This window comes from Streptomyces olivoverticillatus (assembly GCF_014203555.1).
Classification (GTDB): domain Bacteria; phylum Actinomycetota; class Actinomycetes; order Streptomycetales; family Streptomycetaceae; genus Streptomyces; species Streptomyces olivoverticillatus.
In genome coordinates this window covers 993,944-1,018,899 of sequence record NZ_JACHJH010000001.1, presented here as the reverse complement: position 1 = coordinate 1,018,899, position 24,956 = coordinate 993,944, and the positions used below count along the sequence as shown (strand labels likewise).

The window sequence follows — 24,956 nt, the reverse complement described above, 5'->3', positions numbered from 1 at the left end:
CGCCTCACGCCGTCCGCATCCGATGAGGGTCGTCATCGGTCCGGTGACCGGCCTGCGCCGCCGTGTGCTCGGGGGCGCGGCCGGTGATCAGTACGCCCGCGACCGCGGCGGCCAGCAGCATGATGCACGAGCCGCAGCCGATCGCCACGTGGTACCCGTGCACGATGCCCGTCTTGGTGACCGAGTCCCGCACCCCCGGTGTCACGCCGCCCGCCAGGGCCGCCGCCTTCAGGTGCGCGGCGATGTACGTGGCGCTGGCCGAGGTGGCGATCGTGTTGAGGAGCGCCGTGCCGATCGAACCGCCCACCTGCTGCGCGGTGTTGACCGTCGCCGAGGTGACGCCCGAGTCGCGCGGCGCCACACCCGCCGTCGCCGTGGCCATGACCGGCATGAAGATCAGGCCCATGCCCAGGCCGACGAGCAGCTCGGCGGGCAGCACATGGGAGGCGTAGGCGGCCTCCACCGGCAGGAAGACCAGCAGGAACAGCCCGGAAGCGGCCAGCAGCGCGCCCGGCACGATCAGCATCCGCGGCGGCAGGTGGTTCATCAGCCGGGCGGACAGCTGGGTGGCGCCGACGACGATGGCCGCCGTCATCGGCAGGAACGCCAGGCCCGTCTTGACCGGCGAATAGCCCAGCACCACCTGCAGGTAGTAGGTCATGAACAGGAACATGCCGAACATCGCGATGACCGCCAGCGCCATCGTCAGCACCGCGCCGCCCCGGTTGCGCTCGCGGATGATGTGCAGCGGCAGCAGCGGGTTCACGGCGCGCGACTGCCACCAGGCGAAGACCGCGAGCAGCGCCGCGCCGCCGCACAGCAGGGCCAGGACGCGGGTGTCGCTCCAGCCGCGCGGCTGGGCCTCGCTGCAGGCGTAGACGATGGCGACGAGCCCGCCGCAGCCCAGCACCGTGCCGGGGATGTCCAGCCGCGGCCGGTCGGCGCGCGAGGGCCGGTGGTCGTGGAGCATGACGGTGGCGCCGCCGAACGCGATGAGCGCGACGGGGATGTTCACATAGAGGCACCAGCGCCAGTTGAGGTACTCGGTGAGCAGCCCGCCGGCGATCAGGCCGATCGCCGAGCCGCCGCCCGCGATGGCGCCGTAGATCCCGAAGGCCTTGCTGCGCTCCTTCCCGTCGGCGAAGGTCGTGGTCAGCAGGGACAGCGCGGACGGGGCGAGGATCGCCGCGAAGACGCCCTGCAGGGCGCGGGCGGCGAAGAGCAGGGTGTCGGTGTGCGCCGCGCCGCCGAGCGCCGAGGCGCCCGCGAAGCCGATGAGCCCGGTCAGGAAGGTGCGCTTGCGCCCGACCAGGTCCGCGACGCGGCCCCCGAGCAGCAGCAGCCCGCCGAACGCGAGCGTATAGGCGGTGATCACCCACTGCCGGTTGGCGTCGGACATGTGCAGGTCGCGCTGGGCCGACGGAAGGGCGATGTTCACGATCGTGGCGTCGAGGACGACCATCAGCTGGGCGAGGGCGATGAACACCAGCCCCCACCAGCGGCGGGGGTCGGGGGGCGGCCCGGGTACGGGGGGTGTGTGGTCCGGGCTCTGGCTCGTCGGGCTCATCGGAACCTGCCTTCGCATCCGGCCGCGTGCGGAAAGCTCGCAACCCAGCGTAGGCCCGCCGGGGGACGGCCGCTTGTCGAGCGCCCGCCTGCCGGAGCACGCTCCGGGGCCGCGCGCTCCCTATGGCACCAGCACGACCTTGCCCATCGTCCGGCGCTCCTCCAGCGCCCGGTGCGCCGCGGCGGCCTGCGCGAGCGGGAAGCAGTGCACCACGGGTACGACCTTGCCCGCGGCGGCCTGTGCCAGGGACTCCTCCTCCAGGTGCCGCAGGCCGCGCAGCCCGCCGCCGAAGCGTTCCAGCATGGCGGGTCCGAGCACGTTGCGCGAGGTGAGGGAACGCTCGGCGAGCTCGGCGGGGGACAGCGCGAGCGGCCCGCCTTCACCGGAGGCCCAGCCGAACACCAGGTGTGTGCCGCCGGGCCCGAGCAGCCCGACCGCCGCCCGCGCGACCGCCCCGCCGACCCCGTCCAGGACGACGGTGGCGGTCCGCGACCACAGGGCGGTACGGGCGTACTCGTCCCACTCGGGCAGGGTGTAGTCGAAGGCGAGGTCGGCGCCCAGTGCGCGGACGTGGGCGGTCTTGGCGGGTCCGCCCGCCAGGCCGACGACGGTGGCCCCCGCGTTCTTGGCGTACTGCACGAGCAGCGAGCCGAGCCCTCCGGCGGCGGCCGTCACGACGACGACGTCGTCGGGGGAGAGCTCGGTGAAGCCGAGGATGCCGAGAGCGGTGCGGCCGGTGCCGATCATGGCGACGGCCCGCTCCTCGGCGAGCCCCTCGGGCAGGGCGTGCAGCCGGTCCGCGTCGGCGACGGCGAGCTCGGCGTAGCCCCCGGGGGCCGGGGCGGTGCCCAGGTGGGCGACGACGCGGCGGCCGAGCCAGGCGGGGTCGGTGCCCTCGCCGAGCGCGTCGACGGTGCCGGCGACCTCGCGGCCGGGAATCGCGGGCAGCTCGGGCAGGGCGTACGGGCCGTCCGCGCTGCCGGAGCGCTGCACGGTGTCGGCGACGTGCACGCCCGCGGCGGCCACGGCGATCCGGACCTGCCCCGGGCCGGGCGCGGGGTCTCCGGCCGGCCCGTGGACGAGGCTTTCCGCGGGGCCGAAGGTGTGCAGGCGTACGGCGTGCATGGCGGTCTCCAGGGATGCGGGGCGCGCCGGCGCGGAAACGGCCGGTGCCCCGCAGTCTTCGGCCTCAACCATGCTTGAGGTCAAGGCGCCGCTCTGGGTTCAGACCCTGGGGAAGCGGCTCTGCAGGTCCCAGACGACGGGGTTGTCGGCGAGGCCCTCGTGCATGTCCGACAGGTCCGCGATCAGGTCGTGCAGGAAGTCGCGGGCCTCGCGGCGCAGCGCGCGGTGGTTGAAGTTGAGCGGGGGTTCGTCCGGCGCCCAGTCGGCGGTGACGTCCACCCAGCCGAAGCGTCGCTCGAAGAGCATGCAGTCCGTGGACTCGGTGAAGTCCAGCTCGGCGAACTGGGTGTTCGCCGAGCGATTGCCGCGCGGGTCGCGGTCGATCTGCTCGATGATGTCGCACAGGGCCCAGGCGAAGTCGAGGACCGGCACCCATCCCCAGGCTGTGGACAGCTCGCGGTCCGACTTGACGTCGGCGAGGTAGACGTCGCCGCAGAAGAGGTCGTGCCGCAGTGTGTGGACGTCCGCGGTGCGGTAGTCCGTCTGCGGAGGGTCGGGGAAGCGGCGGGAGAGCGAGTAGCCGAGGTCGATCACGCCTTCGATGGTGTCATGCCCGGCGGGGGGAAGCGCGAGGCCCGCGCCTGACGGAAGGGGGCGCGGGCCTCGGTGGGGGGTGTTGCGGTTACGTCGTGCGGGTCACTTGACGTTGATCGCGGTCCAGGTGTCGCCGACCGCCTTGTACTCGGCGCTGGAGGAGCCGTAGAGGTCCGCGGTGGCCTTGAGGGTGGCGGCGCGGGCGGCCTTGTAGTTGGTGCTGGAGGTGAAGTACGTGGTCAGGGCCTTGTACCAGATCTTGGTGGCCTTGTCCCGGCCGATGCCCGCGAGCTTGGAGTTGTTGTAGGTCGGGCTGTTGTAGCTCACGCCGCCGATGGTCTTGCTGCCGCTGCCCTCGGAGAGCAGGTAGTAGAAGTGGTTGGCGGGGCCGGACGAGAAGTGCACGTCGACGTTGCCGAGCGAGGAGGACCAGTAGTCCTTGGAGCGGCCGTCCTTGCTGGGCTTGTCCATGTAGCGCAGCGGCGTGCCGTCGCCGTTGATGTCGATCTGCTCGCCGATGAGGTAGTCGCCCGGGTCGGCCGGGTTGTTGGCGTAGAACTCGGCGGCGGTGCCGAAGATGTCGGACGTCGCCTCGTTGAGGCCGCCGGACTCGCCGCTGTAGCGCAGGTTGGCGGTGGCGGCGGTGACGCCGTGGCTCATCTCGTGGGCGGCCACGTCGAGCGAGGTCAGCGGGTGCGAGTCGCCCTCGCCGTCGCCGTACGTCATGCAGAAGCAGTCGTCGTCCCAGAAGGCGTTGACGTAGCCGCTGCCGTAGTGGACGCGGGAGTACGCGGCCTGGCCGTCGCCCCGGATACCGGTGCGGCCGAGCACGTTCTTGTAGAAGTCCCAGGTCACCGCGGCACCGTAGTGCGCGTCGACGGCCGCGGACTGGCGGCCGCCGCCCCACACGTCGCTGTCGTTGGTGAAGAGCGCGCCCTGGCCGTCCGTGCCCTGGTTCAGGTCGTACGTCTTGTGGCCGCCGCGCGCGCCGTCGTTGAGCTCGTAGCCGGAGTCGTTCTGGGTGGTCGTGATGTCGACCTTGCCGCTGTACGTGCTGGTGCCGGTTCCGGACTCGATGGTCTCGTCCTGGAACAGCCTCTTGCCGGTGTTCGCGTCGGTGATGACGTGCAGCTTGCTCGGCGTGCCGTCCTTCTGGACGCCCGTCACCAGGGTGTCGTAGGCCAGGACGGGCTTGCCGTCGGCGGCCCAGATCACCTTGTGGGGGGCCTTGCCGTCGGTCTTGGTGGACTTCGCGTCCGCGGCGACGCCCAGCGCGCTCTTGCGGGCGGCGGACGGCGCGACGGAGGCAGAGGTGCTGGGCACGGCTATCTTGGCGTCGGTCGCCTTGTCGACGCTGCGCGCGCCGCTCTTCTTCTCGTGCACGATCAGGTCGCCGCCGAGGACCGGAAGGCCGTCGTACGTGCGCTCGTAACGGGTGTGCACCGTCCCGTCCGCGTCCTTGATGACGTCACGGACGACCAGCTTCTCCTTGCCGCCCAGGCCGATCTTCGCGGCGGTCGAGGAGGCGCCGCCCTGCGCGTTCTTGATCAGCGAGGCGCGCTGTCCGGCGGAGAGCGCGAGCGCCTGCCCGCCGTGGCCCTTGTCGCCCGAGGCGCTCGCGGAGCCGGTCTGCACGCCGACGACGACCATCGCGGCGGAGGCGACCAGGGCGGCGGCGCGCAGGGAGTTCTTACGGGCGGAGGTGGTGGCGATTCTCAACTCTGTCTCCTATGAGGGGGGTTGAGGCGGCCCTGGTGGGTGGAGCCGCCCGTGGTGCAGGAGTTCTGCAGGGGTTCTGCAGGAGTGAATTGAGGAGAGAGTGCCATCGATCCCCCGTCATTGACAGGGGCGCAACAAGGATTTGATCTGGCGTTTTCCGATGAGCGGTTGATTGGCTCCGCTATGCGGTGAGTTGAGCGGAATCGAAGACGTGTTCAACTGCTCGTGAATGAAGGGTGAACACCGGGCTCCGTAACAAATGGCGCGCACCAACGGGCATGGCCGGTGTAACCACGGGTTTACCAGGGCGCTGATGTGAGCGGCGTAAGCGGAGGTGTGAGGTTCCGGTGATGAAGGTCAGAACGTATGAGACGGAAGGGGAGGTTCCCGCGGAACTGTGCGTCCAGGCAGAGGAGTTGCGCGAACAGGCGTGGCCCGGACTCGCCGGTCCGCACGACCCGGCGCTGCGGCCCGTCCCCATGCTGCTCGTCACGCCGGAGGGCGTGGTGACGGCCGCGCTGGAGATCCTCACCAAGGACATCGTCCACCGGGGCCGTACCTACCGGGCCTCGGGGCTGAGCGCGGTCGCCACCGACGAGGCGCACCGCGGACGGGGGCACGGGCGGCGGCTCGTGGCCGCCGCCCGTACGGAAATCGCCGAACGCGGTGCGGATCTGGGGCTGTTCACCTGCGATCGCGAGCTGCGCGGCTTCTATGAAGGCGCGGGCTGGCAGGTGCTGGAGGGCACGGTCCTGGTCGGCGGCACGCCGCAGGAGCCCTTCCCGAGCGACCGGGAGGGATTCGACAAGGTGACTGTGGCGTCATTCTTCACGGACCGTGCGAAGCGTGACGCGGAGGCGTTCCGAGGATGCCGGATCGAGCTGTATCCGGGGGTAATCGACAGGCTGTGGTGAGGCGGGGCCTCACTGGAATCCCATATGGCGTGGCACGGCAAGGGCGGGCCCCGGTGCGGGACCCGCCCTGCGGCCTTCGGCGTCTACTGCTCGTCCGTGGGAGGGCGGTTGCCGAGCTGCTCGTTCAGCTTCTGCTGGGTGGTGTCGGTCTGGCTCTGGTATTTGTTCCCCGTCCTCGTGTCGAACGCGTCGCCGGCCTTTTCGACGCCTTGCCGGGCCTGGTCCTCGTGCCCCTTGAGCAGGCCCTTGAGCTTGTCGAGCATGGACATGGCTGACCTCCTTGGCGAACGCCTGACGCATTCAGGATCGCCGCATTCGCCGTGTGCCGCATCCCCGGCAAACCGGATATATGCGGGCACCCCGGGGGCGCATCAGGGGCACGTCAGGGGCGGCTCGGGGTGGTTCCCGATGCCCGGCCCGGCGCCCGGCGGACAGGATCTGATCATGATCGAAGAATCTCGGGGAGCCCGCCGCACCGTCGCCCGGACCGCCCTCACCGCCGCGCCGCTGTGCATGCTGGCGTACGGGCTGATCCGCCTCTCGGACCCGGAGCACGGGCCGGGCTTCGCCTGGGTCGCCGGCCACCTCGCGCTGGTGGCGGGCGTGCTCCTCTTCGGCGTGGTCTTCCTCGATCTGCACCGCCGTACGAAGCCGGCCGGGCGAGCGGGCCGGTGGAGCGCGGGTACGGCGACGGTCCTCGGCCTGGCGGGCACGCTGGCCGTCACCGCCCAGGCGGTCATCGACATCGTCGTCGCCCTCCGCTCGGCCGACCGCGCCGGCATGGACCGCCTCTTCGAACAGATCCAGAGCCATCCCGGCGTCACGCCCGCCGTCTACTCCGTCGGTCCTCTGCTCTTCTACGTCGGCCTGCTGTGGCTCGTCGGTCAGCTCTCGGTGCAGCACCGGGCGAGCTTCTGGTGTCCGCTGCTGATCGGGCTCGGCATCGTGACGATGGCGGCGAGCCTGGACTTCATCCCGGTGGGATCCGCGCTGTTCTTCGCCGCGTTCGTGGCGCTGGGGCGCGAGGGTGCGGTGCGGGCCGTGGCCGGCTCCCCGTCCGGGGCCTGAGGGTTACGGACCTTATGGGGTGCGGCTGTTGGCCCGTACTAGCGGGCTTCCGCATCGCCCAGCGACTCCAGCAGTCCCCGCAGCGCGCCCGCGAGCGCGTCCCGTTCGGGCCTCGTGAGTGCGCCGAGCAGGCGCTCCTCCGTCGCGAGGTGATCCGGCAGCGCGCGGTCGATGAGGGCGCGGCCCTCGTCCGTCAGGCCGACGACGACGCTGCGGCCGTCCGACTCGCTCGGCGCGCGCGTCACGAGGCCGCGGCCCTCCAGACGGTCGAGCCGCTGGGTGATGGCCCCGGACGTGACCATGGCCGACCGCATCAGCTCGGCGGGGGTCAGCAGATGCGGCGGATCGCTGCGGCGCAGGGTCGCCAGGACGTCGAAGGACGGCGCGTCCAGACCGTGGGCCGCGAACGTGCGCTTCTGTTCGGTGCTCACCAGCTGCTGCAGGCGCGAGAGGCGCCCGAGGATGGCCATGGGGGAGGCGTCCAGGTCAGGGCGCTGCCGGCCCCACTGTTCGAGTACGCGGTCGACGTGATCTGCCACGGCCTCAGCCTAGCAATGCCTTAGCGGTGAGATAGCTCACCAGGGCCGAGCCTTGCCGGGATAGCTTAGCGCTGAGCTACATTGGCTTAGTGCTAAGCAATCGATTCGGGATCGTGCTGGCGACCGCGCTGGCGCCGGCCATCTGGGGCACCACCTATCTCGTCACCACCGAGCTGCTGCCGCCGGGGCGTCCGCTGCTGGCGGCGGTGGTGCGGGCGTTGCCCGCGGGGCTCGTGCTGGTGGCGATCACGCGGCGGCTGCCGCGAGGCGTGTGGTGGTGGCGGGCCCTCGTGCTCGGGGCGCTCAACATCGGGGCGTTCTTCGCGCTGCTGTTCGTCGCCGCGTACCGGCTGCCGGGCGGCGTGGCGGCGACGATCGGCGCCGTGCAGCCGCTGCTGGCGGCCGGACTCTCCGCCGGGCTGCTCGGCGAGCGCCTCTCCCTCCGTACGGTGATCGCGGGGGCGGCGGGCGTGGCCGGGGTCAGCCTGCTCGTCCTGCGGGCCGGTGCGCGGCTGGACGGGCTCGGGGTCGCTGCGGCCGTGGGCGGCGCGGTGGTCATGGCGACCGGCGTGGTGCTCAGCAAGCGGTGGGCGGCGCCCGCGCCGCTGCTGGCGGTGACCGGCTGGCAACTCGTCGCAGGGGGAGTGCTGTTGCTGCCGGTCGCCCTGCTCGTGGAGGGGCCGCCCCCGGCGTCGCTGACGGGCGAGAACCTGGCCGGTTACGGCTATCTCGCGATCATCGGTTCGGCCTTCGCCTACGCGCTGTGGTTCCGGGGGATACGTGCCCTCTCCGCCACGGACGTCACTTTCCTCGGCCTGCTCAGCCCCCTGGTCGCCACCACCGCGGGCTGGCTCGTGCTCGGCCAGGAACTCACCCTCGCCCAGGCCGCGGGCGGGCTCGTCGTCCTCGCCGCACTGATCGTGGCGCAGACGCGCCGTCCACTCTCACCTGCCACTCGAAGGAGCTGAAATCCCATGCGCATCACCGTATTCGGCGCGACCGGAAACGTCGGAAGCCGCGTCGTCGCCGAGGCGCTGGCCCGGGGTCACGAGGTGACCGCCGTCGTGCGCGACCCGTCCCGTGCGGGTGGGCTGCCCGACGCCGTCCGCATACGCGTCGGCAATGCCGCGGACAGAGAGGACGTGGCCGCGCTGAGCGCCGGGCAGGACGTCGTGATCGGCGCGACGCGCCCCGCGGCGGGTAGCGAAGCCGAACTCGTCGCGGTGGCAGAGGCGTTGCTGGCCGGCGTCCGGGTGGGTGGGGTGCGGCTGCTGCTCGTAGGGGGCGCCGCCACCCTGACCGTCCCGGGCTCGGACGGCCGCCTGGTGATGGACGACCCGGCCTACGTCCCCGCCGCCTTGCGCCCCATCGCCCTGGCCTGCGCCGGACAGCTGGACGCCTGCCGCGCCGCCGATGCCGCCGTGCACTGGACGTACGTGAGCCCGCCCGCCCTCCTGGAGCCCGGCCGTCGTACGGGCGGCTACCGCCTCGGCGCCGACGAGCTGCTCATCGGCGCCGACGGCACGTCGGCGATCTCCATGGAGGACTTTGCTGTGGCCCTCCTGGACGAGGCCGAACGGCCGCGCCACGGACGGAAGCGGTTCACGGTCGGGTACTGAGGCTCGGTCGGCCGTGTCCGTTTGATCGCGCTCGGTCGTTCGCGTCCGCCCGTATGCGCTTGTCCGTACGGGCCCCGGTTCGATCGCGCCCGCCCGGTCGCGCCCGCCCGTACGCGCCCCCTCAGTCGAGTGAAGCGTGCGTGCGTCGCGTGGCCAGGATCAGCCCGCTGGAATAGGTGAGCTCCGCGCAGACCAATAACGGATCGCCGAAGATCCGTTCGCGCATCGCCGAGTTGCGGTCGCGCCAGGCCGGATCGTCGACGTTGTCGGGGGCCATGTCGTCGACGAGGAGCACGCCGCCCGGCCGCAGCGCTGCGACGATCTCGCTCAGGCCCTGGGTCTTTATGCCGGGGGCGTCGAGGAAGAGCAGGTCGAAGGAGCCGAGGCGGCCGAGGGCCTCCCGGGCGTCGCCCTCGACGAGGCGCACCCACCGCGGCCACCGCGCCCTCGCCACCGCCGCCGCCAGCTCGCCGTCCAGCTCGATGCTGACGACCTCCACGTCGTCGCGGGCGCCCACGCCGTGCGTGATCCACGCGAGGCCGACCCCCGCCCCCGTGCCGATCTCCAGTACCCGCCCGTGCGGCGGCACGGCCGCGGCGAGGACGGAGAGCAGGGCGCCGGCCTCCGGCCGCGAGGACTTCTCGAAGCCGAGCAGGCTCTCGCGTTCGTAGGCCGCACCGACGTCCGGGGGCAGTCGGACGGCACCCTTGGCGTCGGTGGACCGCCTCAACTGCTCCACTTCGGCCGCGGTGAGGGCGCGGTCGAAGGTCACGGTCACATAAGAAGTCTTGGAAGATGCATTTCCCGGGATATCCGTCGGGGGCATGGCGTGCCCTCCTCCCAGAGGTCTGTCGCACGACCCTATCCGACCCCGGTTCGCAGCGCACCGGGCGTGAGTTCGCTTAACTTGCCTTTCTCGCAAGGGATTACGGGGGCTGTGCCTCCCGGTATTCGGCTCCATTTTGTGTCGCTTTCACCGGGTCGGCAGGCCGCACCCGCTGTGCCTCTCACACACCATCCGGCGCACGAGCCCCTCCTGGCCCACGGCAACCGGTTGTTGCTCTTGAGCGAGCTGGCTTGTTTTCACACGGGGCCCACGGGCAGCAGCAATCGTGCATTGACCCGCCCGAATCCGGCTCGTACGTTGCCCGCGAGGATGGATTCCTCGCCCCATTCCCACCCGCTCCCCAAGCCCACATCCAGGGGAACATCGGATATCGCCAGAGACGAGGCAGTCATGCCCGATCAAGGAGCTTCGGAAGGCCGGCAGGTCACAAGAGTGACCCTTGAGTTCGACCGCGAGCTGTCGGAAGAGGAAATCAGGCAGTTGCAGGCCCAGCACGACGCCGTCAACGTACTGGTCGAGCCGCCGCTTCCGGACGACCACGACCACGACCACAACATAGAAAGCTAAGCAGCGCGCAGAGGAGTCGATCCCCTTGACCGAGCAGGCGGGCGCCGGCGGAGTATCGGCCTGGGACGTATCGGATTTCGATGCCGTTCTGTCGCAAGGCCGTCCATTCGGAGACAGCGCTTATGTGCGGGAACAGATGCACAGGGCGGTGAAGCGCCGTATGGCAAAGGCCGGTGCCCGCCTGTCCGCCGCCCGGCGGATCCTGGCCGCACTGGAGGGGGCCGACGAGGACACCGCATACCGGGTGCTCGGCGACCCCGTCGTCCGCTGCGCCGTGCAGCACGCCCTGGCGAGGATCACCATGGGCAGCGAACCTCCCCTCCCGATGGCGATCTGCCGTGACGTGCTGGAGGAGACGGCGCACCGGCTCGAAGCCGGGGAGGTCCGCGCCACCGGCCCCCACCTGGGCGACCCCGCCCGCACCCCCTGGGTGTGGGACCCGGGCCGCGCCGACGACGCCTTCGGACGGGCCCTTCGGCAGATCATGGAGCGCGAATTCGGCGGCGGACTGTGCACACCGACGCCCGACGAGATCGCCATGCTCCGCCAGGCGGCCCGCATCCTCGCCGAACTCCTGCCCGGTACCTCGCGCAGCGCCCTCAGCCACACCCACGTCGTCGGGCTCACCCCGGGCACCGGGGTCTGGGAGCGGAAGTCGTCCACGTCCCAGTACCGGACGACCGGAATCATCTTCCTGAACCGGAAACAGCTCACCAACCCCTGGTGGGTCGCGGAACACCTGCTGCACGAATCCCTGCACCAGAAGCTCTACGATTTCCGGCACGCGCATTCCCTGCTGGCCGCGGATCTCGACGGCGACCGTACGCCTGCACTCCGCACCGTGGTGTCGCTGTGGAATCCACCCGGCCGCACCGCGGCCAACCACTGGGACCCGCACCGGGTGTTCGCCGCTTTCCATGTGTACGTACACCTCGCGCTGTTCTCCGCGCTGGCCGAACAACGGGAACCCGGAATCCCTCCCGGCTGTATGACACCCAGCCGCACCGCACGCGAACGCGCGCACTATCTGGGCGAGCAGCTCCGCACCGCGTACGACCCGGAACTAGGGCCTGCAGGGCGGGCGATGGCGAAGTGGCTGAGCGCCGTTCTGACGGCCCTCGATCCCGCGCCGCCTCCACCGGGCGCCATTCTTCATCTGCTGATGCACCGCTATCTCCGGGAAGCGGAAAGGGTGCGGAAATCGCCGGCAGCGGCAGGCGTGGCCGAAGAGCTGGCCGGTCTCGCGGAATCCGAACTCGCCGCGGTGCGTGCCATTCTGGCCGTGATCGGCGACGACCGTACCGGCGACGACCGTCCGGGCATCACCGCCGCGGCCACGTTCGCCGACACCCGCCGGCGCATCGCCGAAGCGCTGCTGCGCCGCGCCCCCGACGGATACAGCCTCGACCCGCTCGCCCCCGGCGCGAAGCCGTCGCCCGACGAGATGGTGCGGGAGATGGTGGAGACGTCCAGCCGGGAGCTCGCCGCCATGGACGGCGTGGTGTGAGGGGCCGCGCTCCGCGCAGGGGCGGCCCCTCCCCCGTGAAAACCGTCAGACGTTGACGCCGAAGTCCTTGGCGATGCCCGCCAGGCCCGAGGCGTAGCCCTGGCCCACCGCGCGGAACTTCCACTCCGCGCCGTTGCGGTACAGCTCGCCGAAGACCATGGCCGTCTCCGTGGCCGCGTCCTCGCTGAGGTCGTAGCGGGCGATCTCGGCGCCGCCGGCCTGGTTGACGATGCGGATGTAGGCGTTGCGGACCTGGCCGAAGTTCTGGGCGCGGGTCGTGGCGTCGTAGATGGAGACCGGGAAGACGATCTTGTCGACGTCGGCCGGGAGGCCGGCGAGGTTGACCTTGATGGACTCGTCGTCGCCGTCGCCCTGACCGGTGGTGTTGTCGCCGGTGTGGACGATGGTCTGGTCCGGGGTGGCGGTGTTGTTGAAGAAGACGAAGTGGGAGTCGGAGTAGACCCGGCCGCCGGCGTTCACCGCGATGGCGCTCGCGTCGAGGTCGAAGTCCGTGCCGGTGGTGGTGCGGACGTCCCAGCCGAGGCCGACCGTGACGGCCGTCAGGCCCGGGGCCTCCTTGGTGAGGGAGACGTTGCCGCCCTTGGACAGGCTTACAGCCATGGGATATGTCCCTTTCTGCTACTACATCGACTCACGGCAGCGTCGCAGCCGCACACCCCTGATAACGCCATGTGGGGGATGCGGGGTTCCATCTCTCTTTACTTTCTTTGCCGGGACGCTGCTCTGCTGGGACAAAACGAGATGACGGTCCGGCGTGCGGCAGGGGAACATAGGACACATGTCCGGTCCATACGTCATCCGCGGCTCCGTCTCCCTCCCGGAGGCCGAGCTCATGTGGCGTTTCTCGCGGTCCTCCGGGCCGGGCGGACAGCACGTCAACACCAGCGACAGCCAGGTCGAGCTGCGCTTCGACCTCGGTGCGACGGATGCGCTGCCACCGGTGTGGAAGGAGCGGGCGCTGGAGCGGCTCGCGAGCAGGCTCGTGGACGGCGTCGTGTCCGTCCGGGCCTCCGAGCACCGCTCGCAGTGGCGCAATCGCGAGACCGCCGCCGTCCGCCTCGCCGCGCTGCTCGCGGAGGGGAGCGCGCCGCCGCCCAAGCAGCGCAGGGCCACGAAGATCCCGCGCGGCATCAACGAACGGCGGCTGCGCGAGAAGAAGGCCCGCGGCGAGACCAAGCGCGGCCGCACGGGGCGGGACTGGGGGTAGGGCGTTTTCGCCCGTCACCCCAACTGCCGGTACCGCCCCCGGAAGTACAGCAGCGGGCCGCCCTCGGCGGTCGGTGTGTGGGCCCGGAGCACCCGCGCGATGACGAGCGTGTGGTCGCCGGCCTGCACGCGCTGCTCCGTGCGGCACTCCAGCGTCGCCAGCGCGCCGCGGATCAGCGGGGCGCCGCTCGCCTCACCACGCTCGTGGGCGAGGTCCTCGAAGAGCAGCCGGTCGCTGATGCGGCCCTTCATGGCGAAACGTCCCGCCACGTGCCGCTGGCTGTCGGTGAGGAGGGAGGCCGCCCACAGGGGCTGGTGCTCCAGCAGGTCGTCCATGCGGGAGCCGTTGCGAACGCTCACCATCACCAGGGGCGGATCGAGGGAGACGGACAGGAAGGCCGTCGCCGTCATGCCGACGTCCTCGCCGCGCGGCCCGTCCTCGGGGTCGTGCGCGGTCACCAGCACCACGCCCGCGGCCAGGCGGGCGAGGGCGGCACGGAACTCGTCGGCGGTCACTCCCTCAGGATGGGCTATGCCGGTCTCGGTGGGCGAAGTCGTCTGCAGCACACCCAGCACGCTAGCCGTCCGCCGCGGCGGCGTGCATCGGGCTTGCGGACCAGGCGGGTCCCGGGGCCGCCCTAGGTCCCGTCCTAGGTCTGCCTTGCGGCCTTCGGATTTGCGTTCACGAAGCATACGTACGGCCTCGAACGCCAGTAGCGGGACACGATCACGCATTGTGACATGAGTCACAGACGGCAGTAATTGTTGACCCTGTGTACCGGGTGTTCAGCTCGCTGTGATTCAGTGGCCGGGGTAATCGGACGAACAAGAAGCCTGGAGTTGCTGTCGAGGTCTCGGGGGAGAGCGAGCTATGGAGACCGAGTCGGAGCCGTATGTCCGCCTGGCCACCTTGCGACAGGTGCACCAGGTGGTCGCGGAGCTGAACACCGCGCGCAGCCTCGCGGACACCCTGCAGACCGTCGCCGACGGCATCGTGGCCGGGCTCGGATACGAGCTGTCGGCCGTCAACCTCGTACGCCCCGACGGTGACCTCGTGGTGGCCGCGGTGGCCGGAAGCGCAAGCGCCGAGGCGCTGATGGCGGGCCGCGTCGGCTCCCGCGTCTCGTGGGAGCGGCGGCTGGCGATGGGCGACCACTGGGGCGATCTGCGCTTCATCCCGTACACCGAGGGATGGGTGCTCGACGACGACGACGTCCCGCAGTGGCACACCGCCGGACCCGCCCCGCGCTTCACCGACGAGTGGCATCCGATGGACCGCCTCTTCGCCCCGATGTACACGACGGGGCCCTCCGGCGGCGAGCTGCTCGGCGTCATCTCGGTGGACAAACCGCGCAATGGGCGCAGGCCCGGTCCGTGGGGCCGCGAGGCCCTCCAGATGTACGCCTCGCAGGCCGCGATTGCGATCAGTAACGCTCGGCTGAGAGCAAACATGCAGCGCGCACTGGTCCGCCTGGAGCGTGAGCAGCAGGCCCTGCGGGCCAGCGAGGAAAGCTTCAGGCAGGCCTTCGAGTACGCGCCGAGCGGCATGGCCATCGCCGAGCTCGGCGGCGACCAGCACGGCCGGCTGCACCGCACCAACGACGCCCTGTGCCGCCTGCTCGGCCGCTCCGCGTCCCAGATGCGCCGCTATTCCTTCTCCGACCTCGTCCACCCGGAGGACGTCACCACCCTGCTGCGCACGTCCGCCGAGGGCGGCCGGGCGGAGCTGCGGCTGGCCCGGCGCGACGGCACGTACGTCTGGGTGTCGCTGCGCAATTCCGTGGTCGCGGACGCGGCCGACGGGCCGCGCTTCCTGCTCACCCACGTCGAGGACATCGAAGAGCGCAAGCGGCACGAGCTGCAGCTCGCCCACCGCGCCAGCCACGACTCGCTGACCGGCCTGCCCAACAGCGCCGAGCTGCGCGCCCGCCTCAGCAGCCGGCTGTGCGGCCGCCCGCCCGGCAGCGAGACGCACGCCGCGGCGGCCGCGGGCCCGTACGGCTGTCTGGACGGCTTCGCCGAGGTCGAGAGCACCGCCTACGCCCACGGCCACGGGTACGGCTCCGACGCCGGGCCCGACTACGCCTCCGACTTCGCCCCGGACGACTTCTGCGCCGGGCACGAGGCCGGCTACGACCATCACCATGTGCACGCCATAGCGCCGGACGAGGGCGACGCCGCGGGCGACGACGGCATCAAGGGCCTGGCCGTCCTCCTCTGCGACCTCGACGGCTTCAAGTCGATCAACGACCGCTTCGGCCACCACACCGGCGACGCGGTCCTGATCGAGGTGGCCCGGCGGCTGAGCAGCGGCGTGCGCGACGGGGACACGGTGGCCAGGCTCGGTGGCGACGAGTTCGTGGTGCTCGCGGACGGGCTGGCCACGGCGGACGCCGAGGACCTGGCCGTACGGCTGCGTAACGCCATCATTCCGCCGATAAGGGTTGACGGGCGGGCGGTGCGGGTAGGGGCGAGTTTCGGCATCGGCTGGGCGGGCTGCGGAATGTCCGCGGACGAGGTGCTGCACTCCGCTGACCAGCGGATGTACGTGGAAAAACGGTCCCGCGCAAAGGCCGGTAGACGGGCCGGATGAGGGCCCGCCCATACTGGCCCTGAGGTCCGGACCACGGCGTGAAACCGCCCTCTCGGGGTAGGCTGCGCCGATGCGGCACCGCCGCCGACCGTGGTGGCCGCCCCGGCCTCGACAGCCGCGGTTTTGGCGCGTACGAGCGTGGGCGCCGATGGGCACACCATGTGGGGAGTGACAGGGGATGACGGCCGGTAATAACGGCACCGGGACGCCGGAGAACGACGACCCGTTCGGCTACCTGTACCGCTCGGAAGGCGGTGACGGGAGCACCTCGGGCGGCCAGCCGGCCACCCACCAGCCGGGCGTCCCCCGTACGTCGTACAACCAGGTCCGACCGGTCGGATCCCGCCAGTACGGCCAGCCCCCGGCGGCCTCCCGCCCCAACCCGCACTACGCGGCGCCGGAGACGCTGGCGGGCGGCGCACCGGGCCAGGGCGGCCCGCAGCAGCCGGGCGCGTACGCCCCGGCCGGCGGCCATGGCAGCCACGGCGGTTCGGAGCGGCCGAAGCGGCGCGGGCTGCTGATAGCGGCCATAGCCGTGGTGGCCGTGGTGGCGACGGGCATCGGCGTGGCCATGGTGACGAACGGCTCGTCGAACGACGGCAGCAAGACCTCTGCCTCGGGCGGCGACAACAAGAAGCCCGATTCCGGCGATTCGAAGAAGAAGGACGACTCGTCCAAGAAGGACTCCAAGGACGAGCCCCAGAACCCTTCGGCCAACGGCCAGCAGAAGCGCGACGCCGCATCCTTGAGGCTGAGCGGAGGCGCCACCACGGAGAAGACCGTGCAGGGCGCCGAGGCCGACGGCGGGACGTACATCACCGGCATGAACGCGCCGGGAGCCTCCGTCGAGTGGACGGTCGACGTGCAGACCGCGGGCCAGTACCGCCTCAACCTGCGCTACGGAGTTCCCGGCAAGGACGCCAACCTCACGGTGTGGGAGAACGGCAACAAGGACGAGCGGGCCATCCGCATGAGCAACTACGGTGCGAAGCCGGGCGACTGGGCAGGCGGCTGGTTCACCAGCTGGTCCAACGTGAAGCTCAACAAGGGCACCAACACGCTCAAGCTGTCCTGCGAGCCGGGCAACGCGTGCGAGGCACACCTCGACCAGGTCTGGCTCAGCGCGGGCTGACCGTCCGCAGGAATCCGGCCACGGTCTCCGACATCGCCTCGCGCGCCGGCGCGAGGTAGGTGCGGGGGTCGACCGTTGAGGGGTGGGCCTCCAGGAAGGCCCGGATCGTGCCGGTGAAGGCCGTGTTGAGGGCCGTGCCTACGTTGATCTTCGTCATTCCGGCGGCGATCGCCCGGCGGATCTCCGCGTCCGGGACGCCCGACGAGCCGTGCAGGACCAGCGGCACCGGCACGGCCTCGCGCAGCGCCGCGATGAGGGTGTGATCGAGGGCGGCCGTGCGTTCGGTCATGGCGTGGGAGCTACCCACGGCCACGGCCAGGGCGTCCACGCCCGTGTCGGCCACGTAGGCGACCGCCTCCGCCGGGTCGGTGCGGACGCCCGGGGTGTGCGCGTCCCCGGCCTTGCCGCCCACGCGGCCCAGTTCCGCTTCGACCCAGATGTCGCGTTCATGGCCCCAACGGGCGGCGTCCGCCGTGGCCTTGACGTTGTCCCCGTACGGCAGCTTCGACGCGTCGAACATCACCGAGCTGAAGTCGTGCGCGGCGGCGGAGTGCAGCAGGTCGACGCTCTCGACGTGGTCGAGGTGGAGCGAGAGCCGCGCGCTCGACGCGCGGGCCACGGCGGCCGCCGCGGCCGCGATGGGGGCCAGTCGGCCCCCATGGAACTTCACGGCGTTCTCGGAGATTTGCAGGACGGCCGGGGCGCCGGCCGCTTCGGCGCCGGCGGCGATGGCTTCGGCGTGCTCGACGGTGATGACGTTGAAGGCGGCTACGGCTCCGCCTGCGGTCATGAGGTCGTGGGTGCGGACGAGCGTCATCGGTGCGTCAACCCTCCGGGTGGGGTAAGGGGGTAGGGGGTGCCCCGTGCGTCTCCGGGCCCCATACCCGCCGCGGCGGCGCCTGGCTCACGCCTCCGTGATCCTCACGCGCGCCAGCGCGTCCTCGTACACGGCCGCGTCGAACTCGCCCGCCGCCGGCGCCCGGACCGTGGCCGCCGACAAGGCGACCGCGCGGGCCAGGCGGTCCGGCCAGGGCAGGCCCGTGGACCAGGCCGAGAGGAGGCCCGCCACCGCCGAGTCGCCCGCGCCCGTGGGGTTGCCGGTGAGGCGGTCCGGCGGGGTGGCGCGCCAGGTGCCGTCCGGGGTGACCGCCAGCATGCCGTCCGGCCCCAGCGAGGCCGCCACCGCGTGGGCACCCCGGCGGCGCGCGTCCAGCGTGGCCCGCAGCGGATCCGTGGAACCCGTCAGCGCGGCCAGCTCGGCGGCGTTCGGCTTCACCACGTCCGGCCGCGCCGCTATCCCGCGCCGCAGCGGCTCGCCGCTCGTATCGAGCAGCACCGGCACGTGCTGCGCCCGCGCCTGGCGCACCAGATGCGCGTACGCACCCACCGGCACCCCGGGCGGCAGGCTGCCGCACAGCGCGACGGCCCGCGCGTCCCGCAGCAGCCGGGTGTAGCGGTCGTCGAACGCCGTCCACTCCTCCGGACTGACGTCCGGGCCCGCCTCGTTGAGCTGCGTCGTGTCGCCCGACGCCTCGTCGACGACCGCGACCGTACGGCGCGTCGTACCGGTGATGGGCACGAGCGCGTCCGTCAACGGCCCGGTGCTCTCCGCGAGAAGACGCCGCAGCGTCTCGCCCGTGGGCCCGCCCACGAAGCCCGTGACGACCGTGTCGTGCCCCAGTGCGGCCAGCACGCGGGCGACGTTGACGCCCTTGCCTCCGGGCCGTTCCACCGCGCGCGCGACGCGGTGCGAGGTGTGCGGCCGCAGCCGCGGGACACGGTAGGTCAGATCGAGTGCGGCGTTGAGTGTGACCGTGAGGATCATCGGCGACTCTCTCCTCGACCGGTGCGCCTGGCGATTGGTGACGACTGCGCGAGCGATCATGCCAAAACAGCGGCGGCAGGCCCAGACCTCCGGACCTGCCGTCGCCGCACAACCACGAGAAGAACTACCGCACTTCGGGCCTAACCAACCATTCGCCCTTGCGCATGACGCCCGCCAGGTCGTACGAACCGTCGAGCACGACGAGGTCCGCGTCCTTGCCCTCCTCCAGCGAACCGACCCGGTCCGCCATGCCCAGCAGCCGCGCCGGGTTCGCCGACAGCGCCCGCACCGCGTCCTGGACCGGCAGCCCGTCGACCGTCACGGCCCGCTTGAAGGCCGTGTCGAGGGTGAGCGTCGAGCCCGCGATCGAACCGGCCGTCGGCCCGTCGGCGATCCGGGCCACCCCGTCCTTGACCTCGACCCGCATCGGGCCGAGCGGGTACATGCCGTCGTTCATGCCCGCCGCGCCCATCGCGTCCGTGATGAACGCGACCCGGTCCGCGCCCGCGCGGGCAAAGGCCAGCTGCAGGACGGACGGGTGCAGGTGCGTGCCGTCGTTGATGAGCTCGACGGTGACCCGCTCGTCCTCCAGCAGCGCCGCGATCGGGCCGGGCGCGCGGTGCAGCAGGGACGGCATCGCGTTGAAGAGGTGGGTGGCCACGGTCGCGCCCGCGTCGATGGCCTCCAGCGTGGCCTCGTACGTCGAGTCGGTGTGCCCGACGGCCGCGATCACGCCGTGCTCGGCGAGCAGCCGGACCGATTCCAGGCCGCCGGGGAGCTCCGGCGCCAGCGTCATCATGCGGGCCGCGCCGTGCGCCGCGTCGACGAGCTTGCGGACGTCCGCCGGGTCCGGGTCGCGCAGCAGCTCCGGCTGGTGCGCGCCGCAGCGGTGGGCGGAGATGAACGGGCCCTCGAAGTGGATGCCCGCCAGATCGCCCTGCTGGGTCAGCTCCGCGAGGACGGCCGCCTGCCGGGCGAGGTCGGCGAGGTCGCCGGTGACGGTGGAGGCCACCATCGTGGTCGTGCCGTGCGCGCGGTGCGTACGGATCGCGGTGAGCGCCTCCTCGGCCGTACCGGCGGAGAAGGACGCCCCGCCGCCGCCGTGCACGTGGACGTCCACGAAGCCGGGGACGATCCAGTGGCCGGTGAGGTCGAGCGTGGGCCTCTCCTGCGGAGCGCTCGCGGCGATGCGTCCGCCCTCGACCGTGACGCGGCCCCCTTCCACGACACCGGTCGGCAGCACCACGCGGGCGCCGGCGAGAACCGTTCGATCGACCATCAGACGGATACCTCCGTGGAGAGCTTGGCTTCGGGGGCGAGCAGGTCCCAGGCGAGCAGGCCGGCGCCCAGGCATCCGGCGGTGTCCCCGAGGGCCGCCGGGACGATGTGGGGGAGCTTCTGGAAGGTGATGCGCTCGGCGACCGCCGCCCGCAGCGGCGCGAAGAGGGTCTCGCCCGCTTCGGCGAGCCCGCCGCCGATGATCAGCGTGTGCGGGTCGAGCAGGGTGAGGCCGATGACGAGGCCGTCGGCGAGGGCGTCCACGGCGTGCTGCCACACGGCCTGCGCGCGTCGGTCGCCGGAGGCCACGGCCTTGGCGCAGTCGGCGGCGTCGGCGGCCGGATCGCCGGCGGCGCGCGCCCAGGCGCGGCCGACGGCCGAGGCGGAGGCGAGCGTCTCCAGGCAGCCGCGGCCGCCGCACCCGCAGTCGGGGGCGTCGGGGCCGCGGCGTACGGCGATGTGGCCGATCTCGCCCGCGTAGCCGTGGGCGCCCTCCTCGATGCGGCCGTTGATGCCGATTGCTCCCGCTATGCCGGTGCCGAGGGGGAGGAAGAGGAAGCGGTCGGCGCCGCGGCCCGCGCCGATGCGGCCTTCGGCGAGGCCGCCGGTGCGCACGTCGTGGCCCAGGGCGGTCGGCCTGCCGCCGAGGCGTTCGCTGATCAGGGTGCGCAGCGGGACGTCCCGCCAGCCGAGGTTGGCGGCGTAGACGGCGGTGCCGGTGGCGGCGTCGACGAGGCCGGGCACGGCGATGCCGGCGGCGGACGGGCTCTCGCCGAACCGGTGCTCGCCCAGGGCGCGCAGCTCGGCGGCCAGCTCGACGATGCCGGCCACGACGGCGTCCGGGCCGCGGTCGCGGCCGGTGGGCCGCCTGGTCTCGTACAGCAGGGTGTTGTCCGCCGCGACCAGGGCGGCCTTGATGGCGGTGCCGCCGACGTCGAGGGCGATGACGTGTTTCACGCCTGTAGTTTCGCGCGCCGGGGCACGAAAGGTCTAGTCCACTCGCCGGGGGCGGGGACTTGCCTGCCCGCGCGATCGCCACCCGCCCACCCGCTACCCGCCCGCCGGGCGACCCGACGGCACGAGCTCGGTGCCGGGCAATCGGGCGGGCGGGTGGGCGAAGCACCTCCGGGCACGCCCGATACGGGGCAACCGGGGCCCACCCCGAGCGCGGAGCGGCCTATCCGGCGAGGATCACGCTCCGGGTGAGGTTCCGCGGACGGTCCGGGTCCAGCCCCCGCGCCTGCGCCACGGCCACCGCCAGCCGCTGGGCGCGGACCAGGTCCGCCATCGGGTCGCGGGACTCCGCGCCCAGGAACGTGCCGCCCGCGTCCGTCACCGACTCGGCCAGACCCGCCGGAAGCGGGCCGAAGGCCCAGGTCACGCGGGACGGGGCGGCTATCGCGACCGGGCCGTGCCGGTACTCCATCGCCGGGTACGCCTCCGTCCACGCCCCCGCCGCCTCCCGCATCTTCAAGGCCGCCTCCTGGGCCAGGCCGTACGCCCAGCCGGTGCCCAGGAACGTCCACTGCTGCGCACCGAGCACCTCGGGGGGCAGCGGCCCGGCCACGGCCTCCTCCGCCTGCGCCGCGGCCTCGGCCACCGTCCGCACCCCCGCGGGCAGCGGCCCGTGGGCCTCCAGGCCCGCGCGCAGGAAGGCCAGTGCCGTCGTCGCGAAGCGCGTCTGCACCACCGACTCCTCGTCCGCCCAGTCCAGCACCGCCAGCCCGTCCGCCGCGTCCTTCACCGGCGTCCCGGGGTCGGCGGTGACGGCGAGCGTCGTGCCCGGCAGCGCGTCCAGCAGCCGCAGCACCTCCGTCGTCGTACCGGACCGGGTGATCGCCACGACGCGGTCGTAGCGCCCGTCCAGGCGGGCCGCCGGGAACTCCGACGACGCGAACGCATCCGTCTCGCCCTGCCCGGCGGCCTCCCGCAGCGCCGCGTACGCCTGGGCCATGAACCACGACGTACCGCAGCCGGTCACGGCCACCCGCTCACCGGGCAGCGGCAGCCCCGCCGCCCGGACGGCGGCCTCGGCGGCGCGCCGCCAGCAGGCCGGCTGGGTCGCCAGTTCGGAAGAGGTGAGAGAGGTGGGAGAGGTGGGAGAAGAGGACTGCTTCATGCGCTGCTGCTCCTAAGAAGAGAAGTGGCGAGAAGTGCCGCCGAGCGGTCGTCCCGTGCATAGCAGCCCCCTGTGACCTGGGGGAAGAGCGCTACGGCGATACCGAAGCGAGATCGCACAGACATAGACCGTAAGGTGGCGCGCGGGAGAGACTCACGGTCTCTCGCCTGGGAGGGACTCTCGGTCCCTTCGGTACGGGGCGACAGCGAACACGAACCACAAGGTGGGTAGCAGTAGTGCAGCGGCGGCGGTTCTTGGGTCTGACGGCGGCGGGTGCCGCCACGGCGGCGATGGCGCCGGCGCTGACGGCGTGCGGTAGCGCGACTCCCGGAGGCGCCAAGAAGCTGAAGCTGATCGCCGCCGACTACGGTGACAGTCCGGCCAACACCTCGAAGAAGTACTGGGACTCGCTCGTCAGCGAATTCGAGTCCAAGCACAGCAAGATCAAGGTCGACGTCGAGGTCTACAGCTGGACCGAGGTCGACAAGAAGGTCGCCGACCTGGTCGCCGCGGGCAAGGCCCCCGACATGGCGCAGATCGGCGCGTACGCCGACTTCGCCGCCGCGGGCAAGCTCTACAGCGCCGACCAGCTGCTCTCCATACCCACCCAGGCCGACTTCATCTCCTCGATCTCCAAGGCGGGCGAGGTGCACCGGGTGCAGTACGGCCTGCCGTTCGTCTCCAGCACCCGACTGCTCTTCTTCAACAAGACGCTCTTCGCCAAGGCCGGCATCCTCAAGGCCCCCGAGAGCTGGGACGAGCTGCAGTCGGCGGCCATCAAGCTCAAGGCCGCGGGCGTGAAGATTCCCTTCGGTCTGCCGCTGGGCCCCGAGGAGGCGCCGGCCGAGACCATGATGTGGATGCTCAGTGCGGGCGGCGGCTACACCGACAAGAACGGCGCGTACACGATCGCCTCGCCCGAGAACGTCAAGGCCTTCAAGTGGCTGCGTGACGAGCTCGTCGCCAAGGGCCTCACCGGCCCCGGCGACCCCGCCCGCACCAACCGGCAGGAAGTCTTCGCCGCGTTCTGCCGCGGCGAGGTCGGCATGCTCAACGGCCACCCGACGCTGATGCAGCAGGCCGAGGCCAAGAGCATCAAGTACGACACCGCGCCGCTGCCCGGCAGCACCGGCAAGTCCAAGGCGACCATGGGCGTCGCCGACTGGATGATGGCCTTCAAGCAGAACGGCAACCGCGACCAGATCGGCACCTTCCTCAACTACCTCTACCAGAAGGACAACGTGCTGGCCTTCACCGGCCAGTACGACCTGCTGCCGGTGACGACCTCCGCGTCGCGGGACATGGCCCAGCTGCGGGCGGACCAGAAGCTCTGGCCCTTCCTCGCCCAGCTGGAGAACGCCGAGTTCTACCCCGCAGACAAGACCTCCTGGGCGAAGGTCAGCAAGACGCTCAAGGAGAAGGTCGGCGGGGCCGTGCAGCCCAACAGCGACCCCGAGGGCATCCTCAGCGAGGTCCAGCGCGAGGCGGACGCCACGGAGATCGCGGACCCGCAGCGCTAGGTTGGGGTACATGGAGGAGGAGCAGGAAGGCCTGTCCGAGCGCGCCCGCGCCGTGCTCGCCCTGGAGCGGCAGTCGTGGTCCGGCCCCGGCGCCAAGGAGCGCGCCGTGCGCGAGCGGCTCGGCATCACGCCGACCCGCTACTACCAGCTCCTCAACGCCCTCCTCGACGACCCGCGCGCCCTCGCGCACGACCCCGTCACGGTCAACCGGCTGCGGCGGGTGCGGGAGGCGCGGCGGGCGCGCCGCTGAGCCGTGCCAACTGCCCACCCCGGCGGCGGGCGCACCGGTAGGGTCGGCCCATGGGCAGCCATCCGCTTCCGGAACCCGTGACATCCGCAGGCCGGGACGGCCTCGCCGCGCTGCTGGCGCGGCCCGCAGGGGCGATCGTCGCGCTCGACTTCGACGGCACCCTCGCCGAGATCGTGCCGGACCCCGAGCAGGCGCGGGCCCACCCCGGCACCGTGCCGGCCCTGGCCCGGCTCGCGCCGCACCTGGGCTCCGTCGCCGTGATCACCGGCCGCCCGGCCGGGGTCGCGGTGCGCTACGGCGGCTTCGCCGGGGTCAAGGGGCTTGAGCACCTCGTCGTCCTCGGCCACTACGGGGCCGAGCGGTGGGACGCGGTCAGCGGCACCGTCACCGCTCCCGCGCCGCATCCGGGCGTCGCCGCCGTCCAGGCGGAGCTTCCCGGCGTCCTGGACGAATCCGGCGCCTGGCAGGGCACATGGGTGGAGGACAAGGGCCGGGCCATCGGCGTGCACACCCGGCGTGCGGCGGATCCGCAGGCCGCGTACGACGCCCTGCGCGTGCCGCTGACGGAGCTCGCCGCGCGGCACGGCCTGATCGTCGAGCCGGGCCGCCTGGTCCTGGAGCTGCGTCCGCCGGGCATGGACAAGGGCGTCGCCCTGGCCGACTACGTCCGCGAGTCGGGCGCCTCCGCGGTCCTCTACGCCGGTGACGACCTCGGTGACCTGGCTGCCTTCGCCGCGGTGGAGAAGCTGCGGGCGGAGGGTGTGCCGGGGGTGCTCGTGTGCAGCGGCAGTCAGGAGGTCGCGGTGCTCGCGGAGCGGGCGGATGTCGTCGTGGACGGGCCGACGGGCGTCGTCGGGCTGCTGGAGGGGCTGGCGGACCGGCTGTCGAGCTGAGCGGCGCGCTTCCGCGCCGGGGCGTGCGCCGTGCGCTCTCCGCTGTGCGGGAA

General features: G+C 72.0%; 26 protein-coding genes. 12 read left to right on the top strand and 14 right to left on the bottom strand.

Annotated elements, in window-relative coordinates; genetic code table 11:
- Positions 1-4: 4 nt before the first annotated feature.
- The 4 genes from FHS39_RS04740 to FHS39_RS04725 form a co-directional block, all read right to left on the bottom strand.
- Positions 5-1,567: an MFS transporter gene (locus tag FHS39_RS04740; protein WP_184346445.1), complete on the bottom strand. Its 1,563-nt coding sequence runs from the start codon at positions 1,565-1,567 to the stop codon at positions 5-7.
- Positions 1,568-1,687: 120 nt separating this feature from the next.
- The gene (locus FHS39_RS04735) at positions 1,688-2,692 is read right to left on the bottom strand and encodes a zinc-binding dehydrogenase (RefSeq protein WP_184346444.1); all 1,005 of its coding nucleotides are present in this window, start codon (positions 2,690-2,692) and stop codon (positions 1,688-1,690) included.
- Between the two features lie 99 nt (positions 2,693-2,791).
- On the bottom strand, positions 2,792-3,286 hold the full coding sequence (locus tag FHS39_RS04730; protein WP_184346443.1) for a hypothetical protein: 495 nt from the start codon (positions 3,284-3,286) through the stop codon (positions 2,792-2,794).
- A gap of 102 nt (positions 3,287-3,388) precedes the next feature.
- Positions 3,389-4,936: a M4 family metallopeptidase gene (locus FHS39_RS04725; RefSeq protein WP_425507737.1), complete on the bottom strand. Its 1,548-nt coding sequence runs from the start codon at positions 4,934-4,936 to the stop codon at positions 3,389-3,391.
- A gap of 419 nt (positions 4,937-5,355) precedes the next feature.
- Between FHS39_RS04725 and FHS39_RS04720 the strand changes: the two genes are divergently transcribed.
- Complete coding sequence (locus FHS39_RS04720; protein ID WP_184346441.1) at positions 5,356-5,919, top strand: GNAT family N-acetyltransferase; 564 nt, start codon at positions 5,356-5,358, stop codon at positions 5,917-5,919.
- Positions 5,920-6,002: 83 nt separating this feature from the next.
- Here FHS39_RS04720 and FHS39_RS04715 read toward each other — a convergent pair whose 3' ends face one another.
- Complete coding sequence (locus tag FHS39_RS04715; protein WP_184346440.1) at positions 6,003-6,188, bottom strand: antitoxin; 186 nt, start codon at positions 6,186-6,188, stop codon at positions 6,003-6,005.
- Positions 6,189-6,363: 175 nt separating this feature from the next.
- Between FHS39_RS04715 and FHS39_RS04710 the strand changes: the two genes are divergently transcribed.
- Complete coding sequence (locus FHS39_RS04710) at positions 6,364-6,987, top strand: hypothetical protein (RefSeq protein ID WP_184346439.1); 624 nt, start codon at positions 6,364-6,366, stop codon at positions 6,985-6,987.
- A gap of 38 nt (positions 6,988-7,025) precedes the next feature.
- Here FHS39_RS04710 and FHS39_RS04705 read toward each other — a convergent pair whose 3' ends face one another.
- Complete coding sequence (locus tag FHS39_RS04705; protein WP_184346438.1) at positions 7,026-7,526, bottom strand: MarR family transcriptional regulator; 501 nt, start codon at positions 7,524-7,526, stop codon at positions 7,026-7,028.
- Positions 7,527-7,615: 89 nt separating this feature from the next.
- On the opposite strand from FHS39_RS04705, the gene FHS39_RS04700 reads away from it, so the two are divergent.
- Both FHS39_RS04700 and FHS39_RS04695 read left to right on the top strand, forming a co-directional pair.
- Entirely contained in the window at positions 7,616-8,494 is an 879-nt protein-coding gene (locus FHS39_RS04700) for an EamA family transporter (protein ID WP_184346437.1), read from the top strand.
- Between the two features lie 6 nt (positions 8,495-8,500).
- Entirely contained in the window at positions 8,501-9,145 is a 645-nt protein-coding gene (locus FHS39_RS04695) for an NAD(P)-dependent oxidoreductase (RefSeq protein ID WP_184346436.1), read from the top strand.
- Between the two features lie 121 nt (positions 9,146-9,266).
- Here FHS39_RS04695 and FHS39_RS04690 read toward each other — a convergent pair whose 3' ends face one another.
- Positions 9,267-9,923, bottom strand: coding sequence for a class I SAM-dependent methyltransferase (locus tag FHS39_RS04690; protein ID WP_184346435.1), 657 nt, complete (start codon positions 9,921-9,923; stop codon positions 9,267-9,269).
- A 501-nt stretch (positions 9,924-10,424) separates the two neighbouring features.
- Here FHS39_RS04690 and FHS39_RS25660 point away from each other — a divergent pair.
- Positions 10,425-10,559, top strand: a complete 135-nt coding sequence (locus tag FHS39_RS25660; RefSeq protein ID WP_281396768.1) for a hypothetical protein — start codon at positions 10,425-10,427, stop codon at positions 10,557-10,559.
- A gap of 160 nt (positions 10,560-10,719) precedes the next feature.
- Entirely contained in the window at positions 10,720-12,066 is a 1,347-nt protein-coding gene (locus FHS39_RS04685) for an aKG-HExxH-type peptide beta-hydroxylase (RefSeq protein WP_184346434.1), read from the top strand.
- Between the two features lie 45 nt (positions 12,067-12,111).
- Here FHS39_RS04685 and FHS39_RS04680 read toward each other — a convergent pair whose 3' ends face one another.
- On the bottom strand, positions 12,112-12,687 hold the full coding sequence (locus tag FHS39_RS04680) for a TerD family protein (protein WP_184346433.1): 576 nt from the start codon (positions 12,685-12,687) through the stop codon (positions 12,112-12,114).
- 178 nt (positions 12,688-12,865) lie between these two features.
- Between FHS39_RS04680 and arfB the strand changes: the two genes are divergently transcribed.
- The gene (arfB, locus tag FHS39_RS04675; RefSeq protein ID WP_184346432.1) at positions 12,866-13,294 is read left to right on the top strand and encodes an alternative ribosome rescue aminoacyl-tRNA hydrolase ArfB; all 429 of its coding nucleotides are present in this window, start codon (positions 12,866-12,868) and stop codon (positions 13,292-13,294) included.
- 14 nt (positions 13,295-13,308) lie between these two features.
- Here the strand turns inward: arfB and FHS39_RS04670 are convergent, their stop codons facing one another.
- Positions 13,309-13,860, bottom strand: coding sequence for a flavin reductase family protein (locus FHS39_RS04670; RefSeq protein WP_343069352.1), 552 nt, complete (start codon positions 13,858-13,860; stop codon positions 13,309-13,311).
- Positions 13,861-14,164: 304 nt separating this feature from the next.
- Here FHS39_RS04670 and cdgB point away from each other — a divergent pair, with 304 nt between their 5' ends.
- Positions 14,165-15,886, top strand: coding sequence for a diguanylate cyclase CdgB (gene cdgB / locus FHS39_RS04665; RefSeq protein WP_184346430.1), 1,722 nt, complete (start codon positions 14,165-14,167; stop codon positions 15,884-15,886).
- Positions 15,887-16,064: 178 nt separating this feature from the next.
- Positions 16,065-17,018, top strand: a complete 954-nt coding sequence (locus FHS39_RS04660) for a carbohydrate-binding protein (protein WP_184346429.1) — start codon at positions 16,065-16,067, stop codon at positions 17,016-17,018.
- Here the strand turns inward: FHS39_RS04660 and FHS39_RS04655 are convergent.
- From FHS39_RS04655 to FHS39_RS04635, 5 genes are all read right to left on the bottom strand, one after another.
- Complete coding sequence (locus FHS39_RS04655; protein WP_184346428.1) at positions 17,005-17,835, bottom strand: class II fructose-bisphosphate aldolase; 831 nt, start codon at positions 17,833-17,835, stop codon at positions 17,005-17,007. The two genes, FHS39_RS04660 and FHS39_RS04655, sit on opposite strands and share 14 nt — an antisense overlap.
- Positions 17,836-17,922: 87 nt before the next feature.
- Positions 17,923-18,843 (bottom strand): 1-phosphofructokinase family hexose kinase, encoded by a 921-nt coding sequence (locus FHS39_RS04650; protein ID WP_184346427.1) that lies wholly within the window; start codon positions 18,841-18,843, stop codon positions 17,923-17,925.
- 124 nt (positions 18,844-18,967) lie between these two features.
- Positions 18,968-20,122 carry an N-acetylglucosamine-6-phosphate deacetylase gene (nagA, locus tag FHS39_RS04645; RefSeq protein ID WP_184346426.1) on the bottom strand — a complete coding sequence of 385 codons (1,155 nt, stop codon included), beginning with the start codon at positions 20,120-20,122 and terminating at the stop codon, positions 18,968-18,970.
- Positions 20,122-21,078: an ROK family protein gene (locus tag FHS39_RS04640; RefSeq protein ID WP_184346425.1), complete on the bottom strand. Its 957-nt coding sequence runs from the start codon at positions 21,076-21,078 to the stop codon at positions 20,122-20,124. The genes nagA and FHS39_RS04640 overlap by 1 nt, the downstream gene beginning before the upstream one ends.
- Positions 21,079-21,298: 220 nt before the next feature.
- On the bottom strand, positions 21,299-22,240 hold the full coding sequence (locus FHS39_RS04635; RefSeq protein WP_184346424.1) for an SIS domain-containing protein: 942 nt from the start codon (positions 22,238-22,240) through the stop codon (positions 21,299-21,301).
- A gap of 236 nt (positions 22,241-22,476) precedes the next feature.
- Here FHS39_RS04635 and FHS39_RS04630 point away from each other — a divergent pair, with 236 nt between their 5' ends.
- The 3 genes from FHS39_RS04630 to otsB are packed head-to-tail and all read left to right on the top strand — an operon-like array spanning position 22,477 to position 24,903.
- The gene (locus tag FHS39_RS04630; protein WP_343069351.1) at positions 22,477-23,760 is read left to right on the top strand and encodes an extracellular solute-binding protein; all 1,284 of its coding nucleotides are present in this window, start codon (positions 22,477-22,479) and stop codon (positions 23,758-23,760) included.
- 10 nt (positions 23,761-23,770) lie between these two features.
- Complete coding sequence (locus tag FHS39_RS04625) at positions 23,771-24,010, top strand: DUF3263 domain-containing protein (protein ID WP_184346423.1); 240 nt, start codon at positions 23,771-23,773, stop codon at positions 24,008-24,010.
- 50 nt (positions 24,011-24,060) lie between these two features.
- Positions 24,061-24,903, top strand: coding sequence for a trehalose-phosphatase (otsB, locus tag FHS39_RS04620; RefSeq protein ID WP_184346422.1), 843 nt, complete (start codon positions 24,061-24,063; stop codon positions 24,901-24,903).
- The last annotated feature ends 53 nt before the right edge of the window (positions 24,904-24,956 follow it).